The organism is Burkholderia sp. ABCPW 111 (assembly GCF_000773065.1).
Taxonomy (GTDB): Bacteria; Pseudomonadota; Gammaproteobacteria; order Burkholderiales; family Burkholderiaceae; genus Burkholderia; species Burkholderia savannae.
Genome location: NZ_JPWT01000002.1, coordinates 163036 through 180619 on the forward strand (window position 1 = coordinate 163036; position 17584 = coordinate 180619).

Annotated in this window: 12 protein-coding genes and 1 tRNA gene; 12 read left to right on the forward strand and 1 reads right to left on the reverse strand. The window is 70.3% G+C overall.

What is annotated here, in order from left to right:
- The first annotated feature begins 339 nt into the window (after window positions 1-339).
- The 5 genes from X946_RS02325 (at window position 340) to X946_RS02355 (ending at window position 7306) form a co-directional block, all read left to right on the forward strand.
- The gene (locus X946_RS02325; protein ID WP_038743629.1) at window positions 340-1341 is read left to right on the forward strand and encodes an LLM class flavin-dependent oxidoreductase; all 1002 of its coding nucleotides are present in this window, start codon (window positions 340-342) and stop codon (window positions 1339-1341) included.
- Between the two features lie 63 nt (window positions 1342-1404).
- Window positions 1405-2727: an LLM class flavin-dependent oxidoreductase gene (locus X946_RS02330; protein WP_038743631.1), complete on the forward strand. Its 1323-nt coding sequence runs from the start codon at window positions 1405-1407 to the stop codon at window positions 2725-2727.
- Between the two features lie 112 nt (window positions 2728-2839).
- Window positions 2840-5053 carry an amino acid ABC transporter permease/ATP-binding protein gene (locus X946_RS36605; protein WP_326929468.1) on the forward strand — a complete coding sequence of 738 codons (2214 nt, stop codon included), beginning with the start codon at window positions 2840-2842 and terminating at the stop codon, window positions 5051-5053.
- Window positions 5054-5405: 352 nt separating this feature from the next.
- Window positions 5406-6344, forward strand: a complete 939-nt coding sequence (locus tag X946_RS02350) for an ABC transporter substrate-binding protein (RefSeq protein WP_038743882.1) — start codon at window positions 5406-5408, stop codon at window positions 6342-6344.
- A 194-nt stretch (window positions 6345-6538) separates the two neighbouring features.
- A complete protein-coding gene (locus tag X946_RS02355; RefSeq protein WP_038743635.1) occupies window positions 6539-7306 on the forward strand; it encodes a YdcF family protein in 768 nt (255 codons plus the stop codon).
- Window positions 7307-7343: 37 nt separating this feature from the next.
- On the opposite strand, the gene X946_RS35975 is transcribed toward X946_RS02355, so the two are convergent.
- Complete coding sequence (locus X946_RS35975; protein ID WP_235363983.1) at window positions 7344-7763, reverse strand: hypothetical protein; 420 nt, start codon at window positions 7761-7763, stop codon at window positions 7344-7346.
- Window positions 7764-8289: 526 nt separating this feature from the next.
- Here X946_RS35975 and fdnG point away from each other — a divergent pair.
- The 7 genes from fdnG (at window position 8290) to X946_RS33000 (ending at window position 17572) form a co-directional block, all read left to right on the forward strand.
- Entirely contained in the window at window positions 8290-11361 is a 3072-nt protein-coding gene (gene fdnG, locus X946_RS02370) for a formate dehydrogenase-N subunit alpha (protein ID WP_082717702.1), read from the forward strand.
- A 10-nt stretch (window positions 11362-11371) separates the two neighbouring features.
- A complete protein-coding gene (fdxH, locus tag X946_RS02375; RefSeq protein ID WP_038743641.1) occupies window positions 11372-12286 on the forward strand; it encodes a formate dehydrogenase subunit beta in 915 nt (304 codons plus the stop codon).
- Complete coding sequence (locus X946_RS02380) at window positions 12283-12909, forward strand: formate dehydrogenase subunit gamma (protein WP_038743643.1); 627 nt, start codon at window positions 12283-12285, stop codon at window positions 12907-12909. The genes fdxH and X946_RS02380 overlap by 4 nt, the downstream gene beginning before the upstream one ends.
- A gap of 165 nt (window positions 12910-13074) precedes the next feature.
- The gene (gene fdhE / locus X946_RS02385; protein ID WP_038743646.1) at window positions 13075-14034 is read left to right on the forward strand and encodes a formate dehydrogenase accessory protein FdhE; all 960 of its coding nucleotides are present in this window, start codon (window positions 13075-13077) and stop codon (window positions 14032-14034) included.
- Window positions 14031-15473, forward strand: a complete 1443-nt coding sequence (gene selA / locus X946_RS02390; RefSeq protein WP_038743647.1) for an L-seryl-tRNA(Sec) selenium transferase — start codon at window positions 14031-14033, stop codon at window positions 15471-15473. The genes fdhE and selA overlap by 4 nt, the downstream gene beginning before the upstream one ends.
- Window positions 15470-17395 (forward strand): selenocysteine-specific translation elongation factor, encoded by a 1926-nt coding sequence (gene selB / locus X946_RS02395; RefSeq protein ID WP_038743649.1) that lies wholly within the window; start codon window positions 15470-15472, stop codon window positions 17393-17395. Before selA ends, selB begins: the two co-directional genes overlap by 4 nt.
- 81 nt (window positions 17396-17476) lie before the next feature.
- Window positions 17477-17572 (forward strand) — tRNA-Sec (locus tag X946_RS33000).
- Window positions 17573-17584: the final 12 nt, after the last annotated feature.

Sequence of the window (17584 nt, forward strand, 5' to 3'; positions counted from 1 at the left end):
GCCTGCGCGATGGCCGTTCGCGAAGCTCGACGAACACGCGCGACGCCGGCGACACGCGCGACGCCGGCGCGACGCGAACAGAACGGCCTTCGCCACGCGAAGCCGCTTCATCGTGTCGCGCCGTGGCGTTGATTGACGAAGTCGCGCGGTGAAGCCGTCCGGCAAGGCGGTTCGGCGCAGCCGCCCATGCGAAATCCGGCGCAGCCGTCCATGCGAAACCGTTCGGCGAAGCCGTCCGATCGCGCGGGCGCGCCGGGCCGCAGAGCCGGACGCTTGCATCGCGTCACCGCATCGTCCGTTTTCCCGATTCATTTCCCGTAGCCAGCATTCGCACCCGCCATGTCTTATTCGTTATCGCTGCTGGACAAGAGCCCGATCGCCGAAGGCGCGACGGCGGCCGACGCGCTGCGTTTCACGGTCGCGCTCGCGCAGCGCGCCGAGGCGGTCGGCTATCGGCGCATCTGGATCGCCGAGCACCACGGCGCGCCGGGGCTCGCGAGCTCCGCGCCCGAGATCGTCGTGTCGCACGTGCTCGCGCACACGTCGCGCATTCGCGTCGGCTCCGGCGGCGTGATGCTTCAGCACTACAGCCCGTTCAAGGTTGCCGAGACGTTCAAGCTGCTCGCGTCGCTCGCGCCGGGGCGCGTCGATCTCGGCGTCGGCAAGGCGCCGGGCGGTTTGCCGCTGACGACGCGCGCGCTGCAGTCGCTGCACGACAAGCCGCACAAGCCCGCGTTCGCCGATCAGCTCGCCGAGCTCGACGCGTTCCTGCGCTGGGGCGTCGCCGAGGATCATCCGCTGGCCGGCGCGGTCGCGCTGCCGGTGCCGCCCGTGGCGCCCGAGCGCGTGCTGCTCGGCGGCTCGCCCGAGAGCGCCGCGCTCGCCGCGCGGCTCGGCTGGCAGTTCTGCTACGCCGGGCACTTCAACGGCGACGAGGCCAACGTCGAGCGTTCGCTCGACGCGTACCGCAGCGCGAGCGGGCGCGCGCCGCTCCTCGCGCTGTACGCGGTCGCGGCGCCGACGAAGGGCGAGGCGGAGCGGCTCATCGGCGCGCTGCGGATCTTCAAGCTGAAGCTCGCGGGCGGCCAGAGCGTCAATCTCGGCAGCGCGCAGGCGGCGGCCGAGTTCGCGCGCCAGAGCGGCGCGACCGATTACCGGATCGACGAGCTGCGTCCGCACGTGATCGCGGGCGCGCCGCACGACGTGCACCGCGAGCTCGACGCGCTCGCGCGCCGCTACGGCGTCGGCGAGTTCGTCGTCGATTCGCCGGTCACGCACTATCCGGCGCGGCTCGCGTCCGTCGAGCTGCTCGCGCGCGACCGCCAGTCCGCGCGGACCTGAGCATTCGAGCGGCGCGCCGCGGCTGCGCGCCTTTGTGCGATTCCAACGACACCGATCCTCGCCATGACCCAGTCCTCGATTCCCTTCGGCATCATGCTGCAAGGCGCCGGCAGCCACATGAACGCGTGGCGGCATCCGAGCAATCCGCCCGACGCGAGCGTCAATCTCGATTTCATGCTGCGCGTCGCGCGCAAGGCGGAGGCGAACGGCATCGCGTTCGCGTTCGTGGCCGACGGCCTCTACATCAACGAGAAGTCGATCCCGCATTTCCTGAACCGCTTCGAGCCGATCTCGCTCTTGTCCGCGCTCGCGGCCGCGACGTCGAAGATCGGCCTCGCGGGCACCGTGTCGACGTCGTACAGCGAGCCGTTTACGGTCGCGCGGCAGTTCGCGTCGCTCGATCTGCTGAGCGGCGGCCGCGCCGGCTGGAACGTCGTGACGACGCCGCTCGAAGGCACCGCGAAGAACTACGGCACGAAGCATCCGGAGCACGAGCTGCGCTACGAGATCGCCGACGAATACCTGAGCGTCGCGCAGGGCCTGTGGGACAGCTGGGGCGACGACGCGTTCGTGCGCGACCGCGCGAGCGGCCGCTTCTTCGACCGGGACAAGCTGCACGCGCTCGATCACGCGGGCCGGTTCTTCCAGGTCGCCGGGCCGCTGAACATCCAGCGCTCGCCGCAGGGGCAGCCGGTGATCTTTCAGGCGGGCTCGTCGGACGCGGGGATCGCGCTCGCGGGCAAGTACGCGGACGCGGTGTTCACGCATTCGCCGTCGCTCGACGAGACGCGCGCGTTCACGCAGCGCGTGAAGGACAGCGCGCTCGCGCACGGCCGCCGTGCCGGCGACGTGAAGATCTTCCCCGGCATCGGGCCGATCGTCGGGCGCACGGCGGCCGAAGCGGAGGACAAGTACCGCGCGATCCGCGATCTGCTGACGATCGACGACGCGCTCGCGTACCTCGGCCGCTACTTCGACCATCACGATTTCACGCAGTACCCGCTCGACGCGCCGTTCCCGGCGCTCGGCGACATCGGCCGCAACAGCTTTCGCTCGACGACCGATCGCATCAAGGCCGACGCGCGCGCGAAGGGGCTCACGCTGCGCGAGACGGCGCTTGCCGTCGCGACGCCGCGTCCGCAGTTCATCGGCGCGGCGCAAGACGTCGCCGACGCGCTGATCCGCTGGATCGACGCGGGCGCGGCCGACGGCTTCATCCTCGGCTTCGCGGTGCAGGCGCAGGGGCTCGACGATTTCGTCGAGCTCGTGATTCCGGCGCTCGAGGCGCGCGGCCGCTACCGGCGCACGCTCGCCGGCAGCACGCTGCGCGATCACCTCGGCCTGCCGCGCAAGGAAAGCCGCCACGCGGCGGCGGAAGTCGCATGACGGCGGCTGTGCGGCGCGCCGACGCGAGCCGCGCGCGTTTCTCGCCGCGTGCGCGCGGCGCCGCGCCGGGCATCCGCGCGGCACGCCACCGATTCAGCAAGGAACCACGACCATGAGCGACATCACTCACGCCGTCGGCGGCGCGCTGCCGACGCCAGGCATCCCTGCGGCGCGCGGCGCCGCGCCGCGTTTCCGGATCGTGCCGGCCCGCTATCGCGCGCGCACGGCGGGCACCGTGCTCGCCGTCGTGCTGATCGCGCTCATGCTGAATTCGGTGCTCGGCAATCCGCAATGGGGCTGGCCGGTTTTCGCCGAATGGTTCCTGTCCGAGCCGGTGCTGTCGGGGCTTGCGCGCACGCTGCTGCTGACCGCCCTCGGCGCGCTGTTCGGCTTCGCGCTCGGCGTGCCGCTCGCGCTCGCACGCGTGTCGCGCTCGCCGCTTCTCGCCGCGTGCGCGTGGGCGTTCATCTGGCTGTTCCGCTCGATTCCGCTCATCGTGCTGCTGCTGATCCTCAACAATCTCGGCTATCTGTACGACCACGTGCGGTTCGGCGTGCCGTTCACCGGAATCACGTTCGCGGACGTCGCGACCACCGACCTGATCAGCCCGTTTTGCGCGGCGGTGCTCGGCCTGACGCTCAATCACGCGGCGTTCGCGGCCGAGGGGATTCGCGGCGGCATCCTGTCGGTCGATCAGGGCCAGCTCGAGGCGGCCGCCGCGCTCGGCCTGCCGCGCGCGCGGCAGGCGACGCGCATCGTGCTGCCGCAGGCGATGCGCGCGTTCCTGCCCGTCGCGTTCAACGATCTGATCTCGCTCGCGAAGGGCACGTCGATGGTGTACGTGCTCGCGATGCCGGAACTTTTCTACACGGTGCAGGTGATCTATCGGCGCAACCTCGACGTGATTCCGCTGCTGATGGTCGCGACGGTCTGGTATCTGATCATCCTGACCGTGTTGTCGATCGTGCAGGTGCAGGTCGAGCGTCGCTATGCGCGCGGCGCCGTGCGCAATCCGGGGCGCTCGCCGCTGGCGGCGTTCGTCGCGAAGCTGGCGGATGCGCGGTGGCGGTGGCGCGGGCGCGCGGCGGACGCGGCGGCGGCGGCAGCGGCAACGGACGGTGTGGACAGCGCGGACGGCGCGGACGGCGCGGACGGCGCGGGCGCGGCGAGAGGCGCGAGATCGGCGAAATGGGCGAAATGGGCGAGATCGGCGAGATGGGCGCGGCGCGGCGCGGAGGACGGCGCGCACTCGGCCGGCGACGCGTCGGCTTTCGGCGCGGGATTCGCGCACGGCGAAAAGGCGTCGGCCGGATCGGCGGGCGGGGCGAGGGCGGCGGCGCTCGGCGCGTCGGGCGTTTCGGAAGTTTCCGCTACGTTCGGCGGGGGGGGATCGTCCGAGTCCGCTGCTTGGCCGGCTACGAAAGCGCCGAATGCTTCAAATGTTCCGGACGCCCCGGACGCGTTGACGCTTGCCGCGCCGAACGCCTGGGCTTCGCCCGCCGCATCGCCTGCACGCGCCGAGGCAAGCTCGCCGGCCGCCGCGCGCGCATGGGCGAGCGGGCGGCGCGGCGGCGAGGTCGCCGTCCATCGCGTATCGAAGAGCTTCGGCCAGCACAAGGTGCTCGACGACGTGTCGTTCGTCGCGCCGGCGGGCAGCGTCACCGTGATCCTCGGCCAGTCCGGTTCCGGCAAATCGACGCTGCTGCGCACGATCAACCACCTGGAGCGCGTCGACGGCGGCTTCATCGACATCGACGGCGAGCTGATCGGCTATCGCCGCGACGGCGACACGCTGTACGAGCTGAAGGAGAAGGACGTGCTGCGCCGGCGCGTCGACGTCGGCATGGTGTTTCAGAACTTCAATCTGTTCCCGCACCTCACCGTGCTCGAGAACGTCGTCGAGGCGCCCGTCGCGTCGGGGCGCGCGACGCGCGCCGAAGCCGAGCGCGTCGCGCGCGAGCTGCTCGCGCGCGTCGGCCTCGCGGCGAAGGCCGACGCGTATCCGCGCCGGCTGTCGGGCGGCCAGCAGCAGCGCGTCGCGATCGCGCGGGCGCTCGCGCTGCGGCCGAAGGTGCTGCTGTTCGACGAGCCGACGTCCGCGCTCGATCCGGAGCTCGTCAACGAAGTGCTCGACGTGATCAAGGAGCTCGCGCGCTCGGGGACGACGCTCGTCATCGTCACGCACGAGATCGGCTTCGCGCGCGAGGTTGCGGACACGGTCCTGTTCATGGAGCGCGGCCGGATCATCGAAGCGGGGCCGCCCGCGCAGGTACTCGGCGCGCCGGCGCATCCGCGCACGCGCGCGTTCCTGTCGAAGGTGCTGTGATGACGGCGCGGCGGCGGGCGGGCGCGGGGCTCGGCAGCGACGGCGATTGCGCAGGCCGTCGTCGTGCCGGCGTTGCGCGAAGCGACGCCGGTGCTCCACGCCGCGTGACGCGGCGCGGCGATGCGGATCGCGGCGGCGATGGCGTTGCGGGCGGCGTTGAAGGCAGCGTTGCGGGCGGCGGCTGGCCGACCGGGCTCGCGGCGCGGTCTGCGGCGGCCGAGAATGCGGGGCCGCGTCGCGCCGAGGTCGGCGGCCGCGGTCGCGGCGACGTCGCCAAGCGCGGCCGCATCGCGTGGCCGAGCGCGCGCGCGTCGTGCCGCGCCGAGCCGAACGCATCGCAGGCGCGGGCGCGATGATCGACCGACGCACGTTCATCGGCGGCGCGGCGACGCTCGCGGCCGCCTTCGCCGCGGCGCCGTTCGGCGCGCGCGCGGCCGGCATCGCGGTCGATCTCGATCCGCGCCAGGCGGGCCGCGTGCGCACGGCGCGCGATCCGGCGGCGGCCGACGCGGCGCGACGCTACCGCTGGGTCGCCGACGGCGCGTTCACCGTCGCGATCGCGCCGCACGCGCCGCCCGTCGCGACATTCGCGACCGACGCGCGCACGGTCGTCGGCGCGGACCCGGACTACGCGCAACTGATCGCCGACGCGCTCGGCCGGCGGCTCGCGCTTCTGCCCGTCGCGTGGGCCGACTGGCCGCTCGGGCTGAGCGCCGGCAAGTACGATGCGGTGATTTCGAACGTCGGCGTCACCGAGAAGCGCAAGGAGAAGTTCGATTTCACGACCTACCGGCTCGGCCTGCACGGCTTCTATGTGAGGGCCGCGAGCCCGATCGCGCGGATCGCCGAGCCGAAGGACGTCGCGGGATTGCGGATCATCACCGGATCGGGGACGAGCCAGGAGCGCATCCTGCTCGAATGGAACCGGCGCAACGTCGCGCGGGGGCTCCGGCCGGCCGACGTGCTGTACTTCGACGACGACGGCGCGTCGCGCGTCGCGCTGCTGTCCGGGCGCGCGGACGCCGAGCTGAATCCGAACGCGACGCTCGCGTACCAGGCGGCGCGCGACGGCAAGATCCGCTGCGTCGGCAACGTGAACGCGGGCTGGCCGGTCAAGGCGGACGTCGCGATCGCGACGCGCAAGGGCAGCGGCCTCGCCGACGCGCTCACGCTCGCGACCAACGATCTGATCCGCAGCGGCAAGTACCGGCAGGCGCTCGCGCGATGGGGGCTGCTGTCGGAGGCGGTCGACGAGTCGGAAACGAATCCGCCGGGGTTGCCGTCGTTTTGAGCGCGCGCGGCGCGTGCGGCGCTGGCCTCGTGGGTTCGCCCGTCGCATAATCGTGACCCTCTTCGTCGCTCGAGCGCCGCCATGCCCCGCTTCTCCCGATCAACGATTCGCCCGGCAGCCCGGCCCGCCGCGCCTCGCCGCCCGCGCCCGTGGCCACGCTCGCCCGTTGCCGCCTTCGCCCCGGCGGCCGTCGCATGACGCTCGCGCTGCTGACGGCCGTCGCCGTCGCCGCCGCGCTGTTGCGGCTCGCGAAGCGTCGCCGTGCGAGCCGGGCGCTGTTCGCCGCGTCCGTCGCCGCGTTCTTCGCGATCGGCTGCGGCCCCGCGCCCGCGTGGTTGCTGCGCCACCTGCAAGCGCCGTACGCGGCGCGCCCGGCGATCGAATGGGGCGAGCGCAACGCGATCGTGATGCTCGGCCTCGGCACCGAGAAGATCGCCGCGACGGGCGCGGTCGAGCCCGGCACGTTTTCGTATTCGCGGGTGGTCGAGGCGGCGAGCCTTTATCGCGGCTGCCGCAAGGCGCGCGCGGGCACCGATTGCAAGGTCGTCGTGAGCGGCGGCGACGCGCGCGGCAACGGCGTGCCGGAGGCGAGCGTCTATCGCGACGCGCTGATCGGGCTCGGCATCGATGCCGCCGACGTGCTGGCCGAGCCGCGCAGCATGAACACGTGGCAGAACGCGCAATTCACGCGCGCCGTGCTGGCCGGCTATCGCGCGGACCGCGTGCTGCTCGTGACGTCGGGCGTCCACTTGCGGCGCAGCGCGCTGTATTTCGCGCACTTCGGCGTGGCCGCGATTGGCGTGCGCGCCGAGTACCTGCAAGCGGTGTCGTTCCCGTTGCCGCTCGCCTACAACTTCTCGCTCGCCGATCTCGCGCTGCACGAATATCTCGGCATCGCGCGCTACCGGCTCTACGACGCGCTCGGCTGGAACCCCGCGAGAACGCAGCCGGGCGACGCGTGACGCGCCGCCCGTTCGCGCGCCGCCGCGACGCGGCGCGTCACTGCGGATAGGCGGGCGTGAACGTCAGCTTGATCGAGTCGATCAGCATGTCGTTGTCGCGCTGATCGGCCGTTTCGCGCCACACGTGCGTTTCTCCCGCATGCGTCGCGTTCCGGTGGTCGACGGGCTCGACGACGGTCGCCGCGCCCGGCACGCGGTTGTTTCTCGGCACGACGCCGCCGCGCGCCTCGCAATACTCGGGCACCGCGATCGCGATGTCCGAGCCCGACGGCCGCGTGACGCTCGTCGCGACGGTTTGCGACGTGCAGCGGCGGTCGGTCCTCGAGGTCGGGCCGACGTCGGCCGTCGACGACCAGCCGTGGTTGTTGGCCCGGTTGTCCGGGCCGTAGCCGATGAAGTTCGGATCGTAGCCGGCGTAGCCCGCGCCCTGTCCGGCGACGTTTTCCCAGACGCGCACCTGCGTCGCGCCGCCCTGGGGGATGTTGTTGACGAAATTGACGCGACCGTCAATATTTCGTGCCGGATGCCGTAAACGTGCCGGGGCGGCGTGCCGAGAGGGCGCTCGCCGTGCCGGCCGAAGGCCGTAACCGGTAGCCAGGCATTCCGGCATTTCGGCAAGCCCGAGAAATCCGGCCGCGACGATCTCCCGGCACGCGGGCGCGCCGCTCGCGGCACGGCCCACGGCGCCGGTTCGGGCGGCGCGGCCGCTGTGCCGGTGCGCGCGATCCTCGCGTGACACGCCGCGGTTTCGCGTGATCTGATAACCTTGCGCCGTGTAAGAAATGGTTTTCCCTTATTGGTGACGGTTCCGCTATCCGATTCTGTCACGTTGTCATATAAAGGAAAGACGATAGATAGACAGTGCGGTCCGTCGCCGCCGCGCCGCGCGCCCGCGCCGCCCGCAATCACGCATTCGTAACCCCAGCAACGCAACGACGTCCAATCAAACCGTTCCCCTTCAATACAACCCGCCCGAGACCACCATGCTCCAACTGTCCCGGCGCCAGTTCCTGAAGCTGTCCGCGACGACGCTCGCCGGCTCGAGTCTAGCCCTGATGGGCTTCTCACCGGCCGAAGCGCTCGCCGAGGTCCGCCAATACAAGCTGGCGCGCACTGTCGAAACCCGCAACACCTGCCCCTACTGCTCGGTCGGTTGCGGGATACTGATGTACAGCCTCGGCGACGGCGCGAAAAACGCCACGTCGAGCATCATCCACATCGAGGGCGATCCCGACCATCCGGTCAACCGCGGCACGCTGTGCCCGAAGGGCGCGAGCCTCATCGACTTCATCCATAGCCCGAGCCGCCTCACGCAGCCCGAGTATCGCGCGGCCGGCTCCGACAAGTGGGCGCCGATCTCGTGGAGCGACGCGCTCGACCGGATCGCGAAGCTGATGAAGGCGGACCGCGACGCGAACTTCGTCGAGACGACGGACGACGGCATGAAGGTCAACCGCTGGCTCACGACGGGCATGCTGGCCGCTTCGGCGGGCAGCAACGAGGTCGGCTATCTGACGCACAAGACCGTGCGCAGCATGGGGATGCTCGCGTTCGACAACCAGGCTCGTGTCTGACATGGCCCGACGGTGGCAGGTCTTGCCCCGACGTTTGGCCGTGGCGCGATGACGAACCATTGGGTCGACATCAAGAACGCGGACGTGATTCTCGTGATGGGCGGCAACGCCGCCGAGGCGCACCCGTGCGGATTCAAATGGGTCACGGAAGCGAAGGCGCATCGCAACGCGCGCCTCGTCGTCGTCGATCCGCGCTTCACGCGCACCGCATCGGTCGCCGACTATTACGCGCCGATTCGAACCGGCACGGACATCGCATTCCTCGGCGGGATCATCAACTACCTGCTGACGAACGACAAGATCCAGCACGAGTACGTCAAGCACTACACGGATTTCTCGTTCATCGTTCGCGAGGACTTCGCGTTCGACGACGGCATCTATTCCGGCTACGACGCGGACAAGCACGCGTACCCGGACAAGTCGACGTGGGACTACGAGCGCGGCGACGACGGCTTCGTGAAGGTCGACGACACGCTTGCGCACCCGCGCTGCGTCTACAACCTGCTCAAGCAGCACTACTCGCGCTACACGCCGGAGATGGTCGAGAAGATCTGCGGCACGCCGAAGGACAAGTTCCTCAAGGTGTGCGAGATGCTCGCGACGACGGCCGTGCCCGGCCGCGCCGGCACGATCCTGTACGCGCTCGGCTGGACGCATCACTCGGTCGGCGCGCAGATGATCCGCACGGGCGCGATGGTGCAGCTGCTGCTCGGCAACATCGGCATCGCGGGCGGCGGCATGAACGCGCTGCGCGGCCACTCGAACATCCAGGGGCTCACCGACCTCGGGCTGATGTCGAACCTGCTGCCGGGCTACATGACGCTGCCGATGCAGGCCGAGCAGGATTTCGACGCGTACATCCAGAAGCGCGCGCAGCAGCCGCTGCGGCCTAACCAGCTGAGCTACTGGAAGAACTACCGCGCGTTCCACGTGAGCTTCATGAAGGCCTGGTGGGGCGATGCGGTCGGCGCCGAGAACAACTGGGGCTACGACTATCTGCCGAAGCTCGACAAGCAGTACGACCTGCTGCAGACGATCGAGCTGATGCACGCGGGCAAGATGAACGGCTACATCTGCCAGGGCTTCAATCCGCTCGCGGCGGCGCCGTCGAAGCGCAAGACCTCCGAGGCGCTCGCGAAGCTCAAGTGGCTCGTGATCATGGACCCGCTCGCGACCGAGACGTCCGAGTTCTGGAAGAACCACGGCGATTTCAACGACGTCGATTCGTCGACGATCCAGACCGAGGTGTTCCGGCTGCCGACGTCGTGCTTCGCGGAAGAGCGCGGCTCGCTCGTCAACTCCGGCCGCGTGCTGCAGTGGCACTGGCAGGGCGCGGAGCCGCCGGGCCAGGCGAAGAGCGACCTCGAGATCATGTCGGGGATCTTCCTGCGGATGCGCGACATGTACAGGAAGGACGGCGGCAAGTACCCCGATCCGATCGTCAATCTGAGCTGGCCGTACGCGAACCCGGAAAGCCCGACGCCCGAAGAGCTCGCGATGGAGTTCAACGGCCGCGCGCTGGCGGACCTGCCCGATCCGAAGGACGCGTCGAAGACGCTCGTGAAGAAGGGCGAGCAACTCGCCGGCTTCGCGCAGCTGAAGGACGACGGCACGACGTCGAGCGGCTGCTGGATCTTCTGCGGCGCGTGGACGCAAGCGGGCAACCAGATGGCGCGGCGCGACAACGCCGATCCGACGGGCATCGGCCAGACGCTCGGCTGGGCGTGGGCGTGGCCCGCGAACCGGCGGATTCTGTACAACCGCGCGTCGTGCGACGTGAGCGGCAAGCCGTTCGACCCGACGCGCAAGCTGATCGGCTGGAACGGCCGTGCGTGGACGGGCCCGGACATTCCCGACTACAAGGCCGACGAGCCGCCCGAAACCGGCATGGGGCCGTTCATCATGAACCCGGAAGGCGTCGCACGCTTCTTCGCGCGCGCCGGGATGAACGAAGGCCCGTTCCCCGAGCACTACGAGCCGTTCGAGACGCCGCTCGCCGCGAACCCGCTGCATCCGAACAACCCGCGGGCGCTGAACAACCCGGCCGCCCGCGTGTTCCCGGACGACCGCGCGGCGTTCGGCAAGGTCGACACGTTCCCGCACGTCGCGACGACGTATCGCCTGACCGAGCACTTCCATTACTGGACGAAGCATGCGCGGCTGAACGCGATCATCCAGCCCGAGCAGTTCGTCGAGATCGGCGAGGATCTCGCGAAGGAGATCGGCGTCGCGCACGGCGAGCGCGTGAAGGTGTCGTCGAACCGCGGGCACATCGTCGCGGTCGCGCTCGTCACGAAGCGGATCAAGCCGCTGACGGTCGACGGCCGCAAGGTGCAGACGGTCGGCATTCCGTTGCATTGGGGCTTCAAGGGGTTGACGAAGCCCGGCTATCTCGCGAACACCCTGACTCCGTCCGTCGGCGACGGCAACTCGTACACACCGGAATTCAAGTCGTTCCTGGTGAAGGTCGAAAAGGCGTAAGGGGAAAGAGATGGCATTGCAATCGCTCGATATCAAGCGCGTCTCGGCCACCACGACGCCGCCGCCCACCGCGCGCGAGCCGGTGACGGGCAGCGTCGCGAAGCTGATCGACGTGTCGAAGTGCATCGGCTGCAAGGCGTGTCAGACGGCTTGCATGGAATGGAACGACCTGCGCGACGAAGTCGGCACGAACGTGGGCGTCTACGACAACCCGGCCGATCTGTCGGAGCACTCGTGGACGGTGATGCGTTTCTCCGAATACGAGAACCCGGCGGGCGACCTCGAGTGGCTGATCCGCAAGGACGGCTGCATGCACTGCGAGGACCCGGGCTGCCTGAAGGCGTGCCCGTCGCCGGGCGCGATCGTTCAGTACAACAACGGGATCGTCGATTTCCACGAGGAGAACTGCATCGGCTGCGGCTATTGCGTGACCGGCTGCCCGTTCAACATCCCGCGGATCTCGAAACAGGACAATCGCGCGTACAAGTGCACGCTGTGCTCGGACCGCGTCGCGGTCGGCCAGGAGCCCGCATGCGTGAAGACCTGCCCGACGGGCGCGATCGTGTTCGGCACGAAGGACGACATGAAGCGGCACGCGGCCGAGCGCGTCGCCGATCTGAAGGGGCGCGGCTTCGAGCACGCGGGGCTGTACGATCCGGCGGGCGTCGGCGGCACGCACGTGATGTACGTGCTGCACCACGCGGACAAGCCTTCGCTGTATCACGGCCTGCCCGACAATCCGTCGATCAGCCCGATGGTGAAGCTGTGGAAGGGCATCGCGAAGCCGCTCGCGGTCGCGGGCATCGCGTTGTCCGCGCTCGCCGGCTTCTTCCACTACACGCGCGTCGGCCCGAATGAAGTGACGGACGAAGAGGAAGCCGCCGCCCGCGACGACGCGCGCCGCATCGAGGAGGACGCGAAATGAAGCATGACGACCCCAACCTGATCGTCCGCTACACGGCGAACGAGCGCTCGAACCACTGGATCACCGCGATCTCGTTCGTGCTGCTCGCGCTGTCCGGGCTCGCGCTGTTCCATCCGTCGATGTTCTGGATGACGGCGCTGTTCGGCGGCGGGCAGTGGACGCGGATTCTGCATCCGTTCGCAGGCCTCGTGATGTTCGTGTCGTTCGCGGTGATGGCCGTGCGCTACTGGCATCACAACCTGCTCGACGCGGGCGATCGCCAGTGGCTGCGGCAGATGGACGACGTGCTCGCGAACCGCGAGGAGAAGCTGCCGGAGGTGGGCCGCTATAACGCGGGGCAGAAGCTGCTATTCTTCGCGATGGTGGCGTGCCTCTTGTTGCTGCTCGTTTCCGGGATCGTGATCTGGCGGCGCTATTTCTCGTTCTACTTCCCGATCGGCGTGATTCGCGCGGCGGCCGTCGTGCATGCGGCGGCGGCGTTCGTTCTGATCGTCGGCATCGTCGTGCACGTGTACGCGGCGCTGTGGGTGAAGGGCTCGATCGGCGCGATGGTGCGCGGCACCGTGACCGTCGGCTGGGCGAGAAAGCACCATCCGAAGTGGTTTCGCGAGAGCGTGAAGTAGCGACGCATCGCACGATGCCGGCGCACGGCGCGCAAGCGGACTTTGCGCGCGCGCCGCGCGACTCGCGACGGCCGCCGGCCGCATGAGCGGCCCGGCGGGCGCGCGCACGGCAGACACAACAAGAAAGCGCCGACGATTCGGCGCTTGTTTTTTTAGGGCACTCACGTGACTGACCCAACCCAACGCATTCTCGAACCGAGCGAAATCGCATCGCTCGATCATTCGGCCATTCCGCGCGTGCGCATGCCCGAGCGCGGCGCCGTGTTCGCCGCGCGCGCCGCGCGGCTGCGCGAGCTCGCGGACCTGAACCCCATCTCGGGCTACCTGCGGCTGATGGCGGCCGTCGCCGACGCGCAGCACGAACTCGTGCAGACGTTCGAGCCGAACGCGCCCGCGCGGGACGCGATCGAGCGGGCGCAACATCATTCGATGCCGCTCGCGCCGGCGCTCGGCGGCGAGCGCGATCCGCGCTGGCGCGACGTGCTGCAAGGCCTGCTCGACCGCGTCGAGCGCGCGGGCCTCGTGAATCCGCCGCTCGCGAAGCTGATCGACGGGCTGCGGCTGCGCGCGCCCGCGGGGCTCGACGCGCAGGCCGACGCGCTCCTCGCGCAGCGCTTCGCCGAAATCGACCCGGCGTCGGCGCCGTTCCTGATGGCCGCGTTGCAGGTGGTGTGGACCGCGCTCGCGAGCCGCATCGCGCCCGCCGACGTTCCTTATCTCGAGCAGCCCGGCCTTTGCCCCGTGTGCGGCGCGCAGCCGGTGGCGAGCATCGTGCGCGTCGGCGGCCAGTATCAGGGCTACCGCTTCCTCCAGTGCGGGCTGTGCTCGAGCGAATGGCACATGGTTCGCACGAAGTGCTCGCACTGCGATTCGACGAAGGGGATCGCGTATCACGGGATCGAAGGCGGCAGCGAAGCGATCAAGGCCGAGTCGTGCGACGAGTGCCACACGTATCGGAAGATCGGCTATCAGGAGAAGGACTACGACGTCGAGCCGCTCGCGGACGATCTCGCGAGCCTCACGCTCGATCTGCTGATGGGCGAGGCGGGCTACCGGCGCGCGTCGCCGAATCCGCTGCTGTGGCCGGACCTGCCGGCCGACGCCGCGGGAGAAGAGCGGACGTGAGCGGACCGGGCGCGAACGAACTGAACGAGCTGCTCGCGCGCGTGCCGTCGGTCGAGCGCGTGCTGTCGTCGCCCGACGTGAAGCCGCTCGTCGACGAATACGGACGCACGCGCGCGCTCGCCGCGGTGCGCGCGTCGCTCGACGCGTGGCGCGACGCCGCGCGCCGCGATCCGGCCGCGGCCGGCGCGCTCGACGACGCGCGGATCGCGGCCGACGTGCGCGCGCGTCTCGCGGCGGACGCGGCGGGCGCGCTGCGCGCGGTGTTCAACCTGACGGGCACCGTGCTGCACACGAATCTCGGGCGCGCGCTGCTGCCGCACGAAGCGGTGCGCGCGGTCGTGCAGGCGCTCACGCAGCCGATGAATCTCGAATTCGATCTCGCGACCGGCCGCCGCGGCGACCGCGACGATCTGATCGACGAGCTCGTCTGCGAGCTGACGGGCGCCGAGGCCGCCACCGTCGTCAACAACAACGCGGCCGCCGTGCTGCTCGCGCTGTCCGCGCTCGCGCCGAAGAAGGAGGTGATCGTGTCGCGCGGCGAGCTCGTGGAGATCGGCGGCGCGTTTCGCATTCCCGACATCATGAGCCGCGCGGGCGCGAAGCTGCGCGAGGTCGGCACGACGAATCGCACGCATCTGAGGGACTATGCGGACGCGATCGGGCCGCGCACCGCGCTCCTGATGAAAGTGCATTGCAGCAATTACGCGATTAGCGGCTTCACGAAGGAAGTGACGCTGCAGGAACTCGCGCCGCTCGCGCGCGAGCGCGGGCTGCCCGTGGCCGTCGATCTCGGCAGCGGCACGCTCGTCGACCTGACGCGCTGGGGCTTGCCGAAGGAGACGACGGTGCGCGAGACCGTCGAAGCGGGCGCCGACCTCGTCACGTTCAGCGGCGACAAGCTGCTCGGCGGCCCGCAGGCGGGCCTCGTCGTCGGGCGGCGCGATCTGATCGCGAAGATCAAGAAGCATCCGCTCAAGCGCGCGCTGCGCGTCGGCAAGCTGACGCTCGCCGCGCTCGAGCCGGTGCTGCGCCTGTACCAGGCGCCGGAATTCCTGCGCGAGCGGCTGACGACGCTGCGGCTCCTCACGCGCGCGCAGGCGGACATCGCGGCGGCGGCCGAGCGCGTGCGCCCGGTGCTGCAACAGGCGATCGGCGCGGCATTCGTCGTGAACGTCGAGCCGATGTTCAGCCAGATCGGCAGCGGCGCGCTGCCCGTCGATCAATTACCGAGCTGCGGCCTCGTCGTGCGCGCGAGCGACGGCAAGCGCAGCGGCCGCGCGCTCGCGCAGCTCGAGAAGCGCCTGCGCGGCTGGCCGCGTCCGGTGCTCGGCCGCATCGCCGACGACGCGCTGCGGCTCGACCTGCGCTGCCTCGAAGCCGACGACGAAGCCGCGCTCGTCGCGCAGTGCGCGCAAGCCTCGACGGACACGCCCGCATGATCGTCGGAACCGCAGGCCACATCGATCACGGCAAGACGACGCTCGTGCGCGCGCTCACGGGCGTCGACACCGATCGGCTGAAGGAAGAGAAGGCGCGCGGCATCTCGATCGAGCTCGGTTACGCGTACACGCCGCTGCCGAACGGCGACGTGCTCGGCTTCATCGACGTGCCCGGCCACGAGAAGCTCGTGCATACGATGGCGGCGGGCGCGTGCGGGATCGACTTCGCGCTCGTCGTGATCGCCGCCGACGACGGCGTGATGCCGCAAACGCGCGAGCATCTCGCGATTCTGCAATTGCTCGGCGTGGCGCGCGGCGCGGTCGCGCTGACCAAATGCGATCGCGCCGACGCGGCGCGCATCGCGCAGGTGCGCGACGAGATCCGCGCGTGGCTCGCGACCTCGCCGCTCGCCGGCGCGCCGATCTTCGAGACGCGCGCGATCGAGGCGGGCGACGCGGGCGTCGCCGCGCTGAACGCGCATCTGCGCGATACGGCGCTCGCATGGCGCGCGCGGCGCGACGACGGCCTGTTCAGGCTCGCGGTCGACCGCGTGTTCACGCTCGCGGGGCAGGGCACCGTCGTGACCGGGACCGCGTTCGCGGGGCGCGTGAGCACGGGCGATACGCTCGCCGTCGCGCGCACGGGCGAATCGGTGCGCGTGCGCAGCATCCATGCGCAGAACCGCGCGACCGACGTCGGCCATGCGGGCGAGCGCTGCGCGCTGAACCTCGCGGGCATCGACAAGGCGGCGCTCGCGCGCGGCGATGCGATCGTCGATCCGCGGCTCGCGGCGCTGTCGCCGCGTATCGACGTCGAGCTGACGCTGACGCCGGACGCCGACCTGACGATCTCGCACTGGACGCCGCTGCACGTGCATCTCGGCACGCTGCACCGCGTCGCGCATGTCGCGCTGCTCGACGGCGACGCACTCGGGCCCGGCCAGCGTGCGCGCGCGCAACTGAATTTCTCGGAGCCGGTGTTCGCGGTGCCGGGCGAGCGCTTCATCGTGCGCAACGCGCAGGCGACGCGCACGGTCGGCGGCGGCCGCGTGCTCGATCCGTTTGGCCCCGCGCGCAAGCGGCGCACGAGCGCGCGGCGCGCATGGCTCGACGCGCTTGCGACGTGGCTCGACGAAGGCCGCCTCGACGCGCTGCTCGACGAAGCGCCGCTCGGCATCACGCGCGCGACGCTGATGCACCTGACCGGCTTGCCGGCGCAGGCGTGGACGCTGCCCGCCGATGCGGTGAACGTCGCGTCGCCGGGCAAGCATGCGGACCAAGCGCGCGTCGTCGCGCGCCGGCATTGGGACGCGCTGCGCGCGCGCGCGCTCGACGCGCTCGCGACGTTTCACCAGCGCTCGCCGGACGAGCAGGGGCCGGACGTCGCGCGGCTGCGCCGGATCGCGGCGCCGCTCGCGGACGACGCATTGTGGCGCGCGCTGACAGACGCGCTGATCGCGGACGGCGCGGTTGCGCGCAGCGGGCCATGGCTGCATCTGCCGTCGCACGCGGTGAGCTTCGACGCGAACGAGGAAGCGTTGGCCGGGCGCTTGCTGCCGCTCGTCGCGGCGGGCCGCTACGATCCGCCGTGGGTGCGCGATCACGCGGCGGCGACGGGCGCGGCGGAGGACGCGGTGCGCGCGCTGCTGCGCAAGCTCGCGCGGCGGGGCGACGTGCAGCAGGTCGTGCGCGATCTGTTCTATCACCGCGACGTGATCGCGGAGCTCGCGCGATTGATCGCGCGGCTCGCGGACGAGCGCGGCGGCTCGCTCGACGCGGCGACGTTTCGCAATGCGACGGGCCTCGGCCGCAAGCGGGCAATTCAAATTCTCGAGTTCTTCGATCGCGTTGGGTATACTCGCTTCCACCGCGATCTTCACTGGTTGCGGGCCGACAGCCGATTGTTGATCGGTTCGCAGTAGCCCGGTTCCGGGCGTGTGTAGTTCGCAACGGATCTCGACGGGACGGCATGCTTCATGTCCGCTCCCGTTTCCGTTCTCGCAGGAAGGCATTCGTATCCGGTGGTGCGGCTGGGCTTCAAACCCAGTTGGTGCGGTCAGCCCGCGCCAGGTCGGTTCGACTCCGGCTGTCTTCCGCCATAAGGCGTTGCG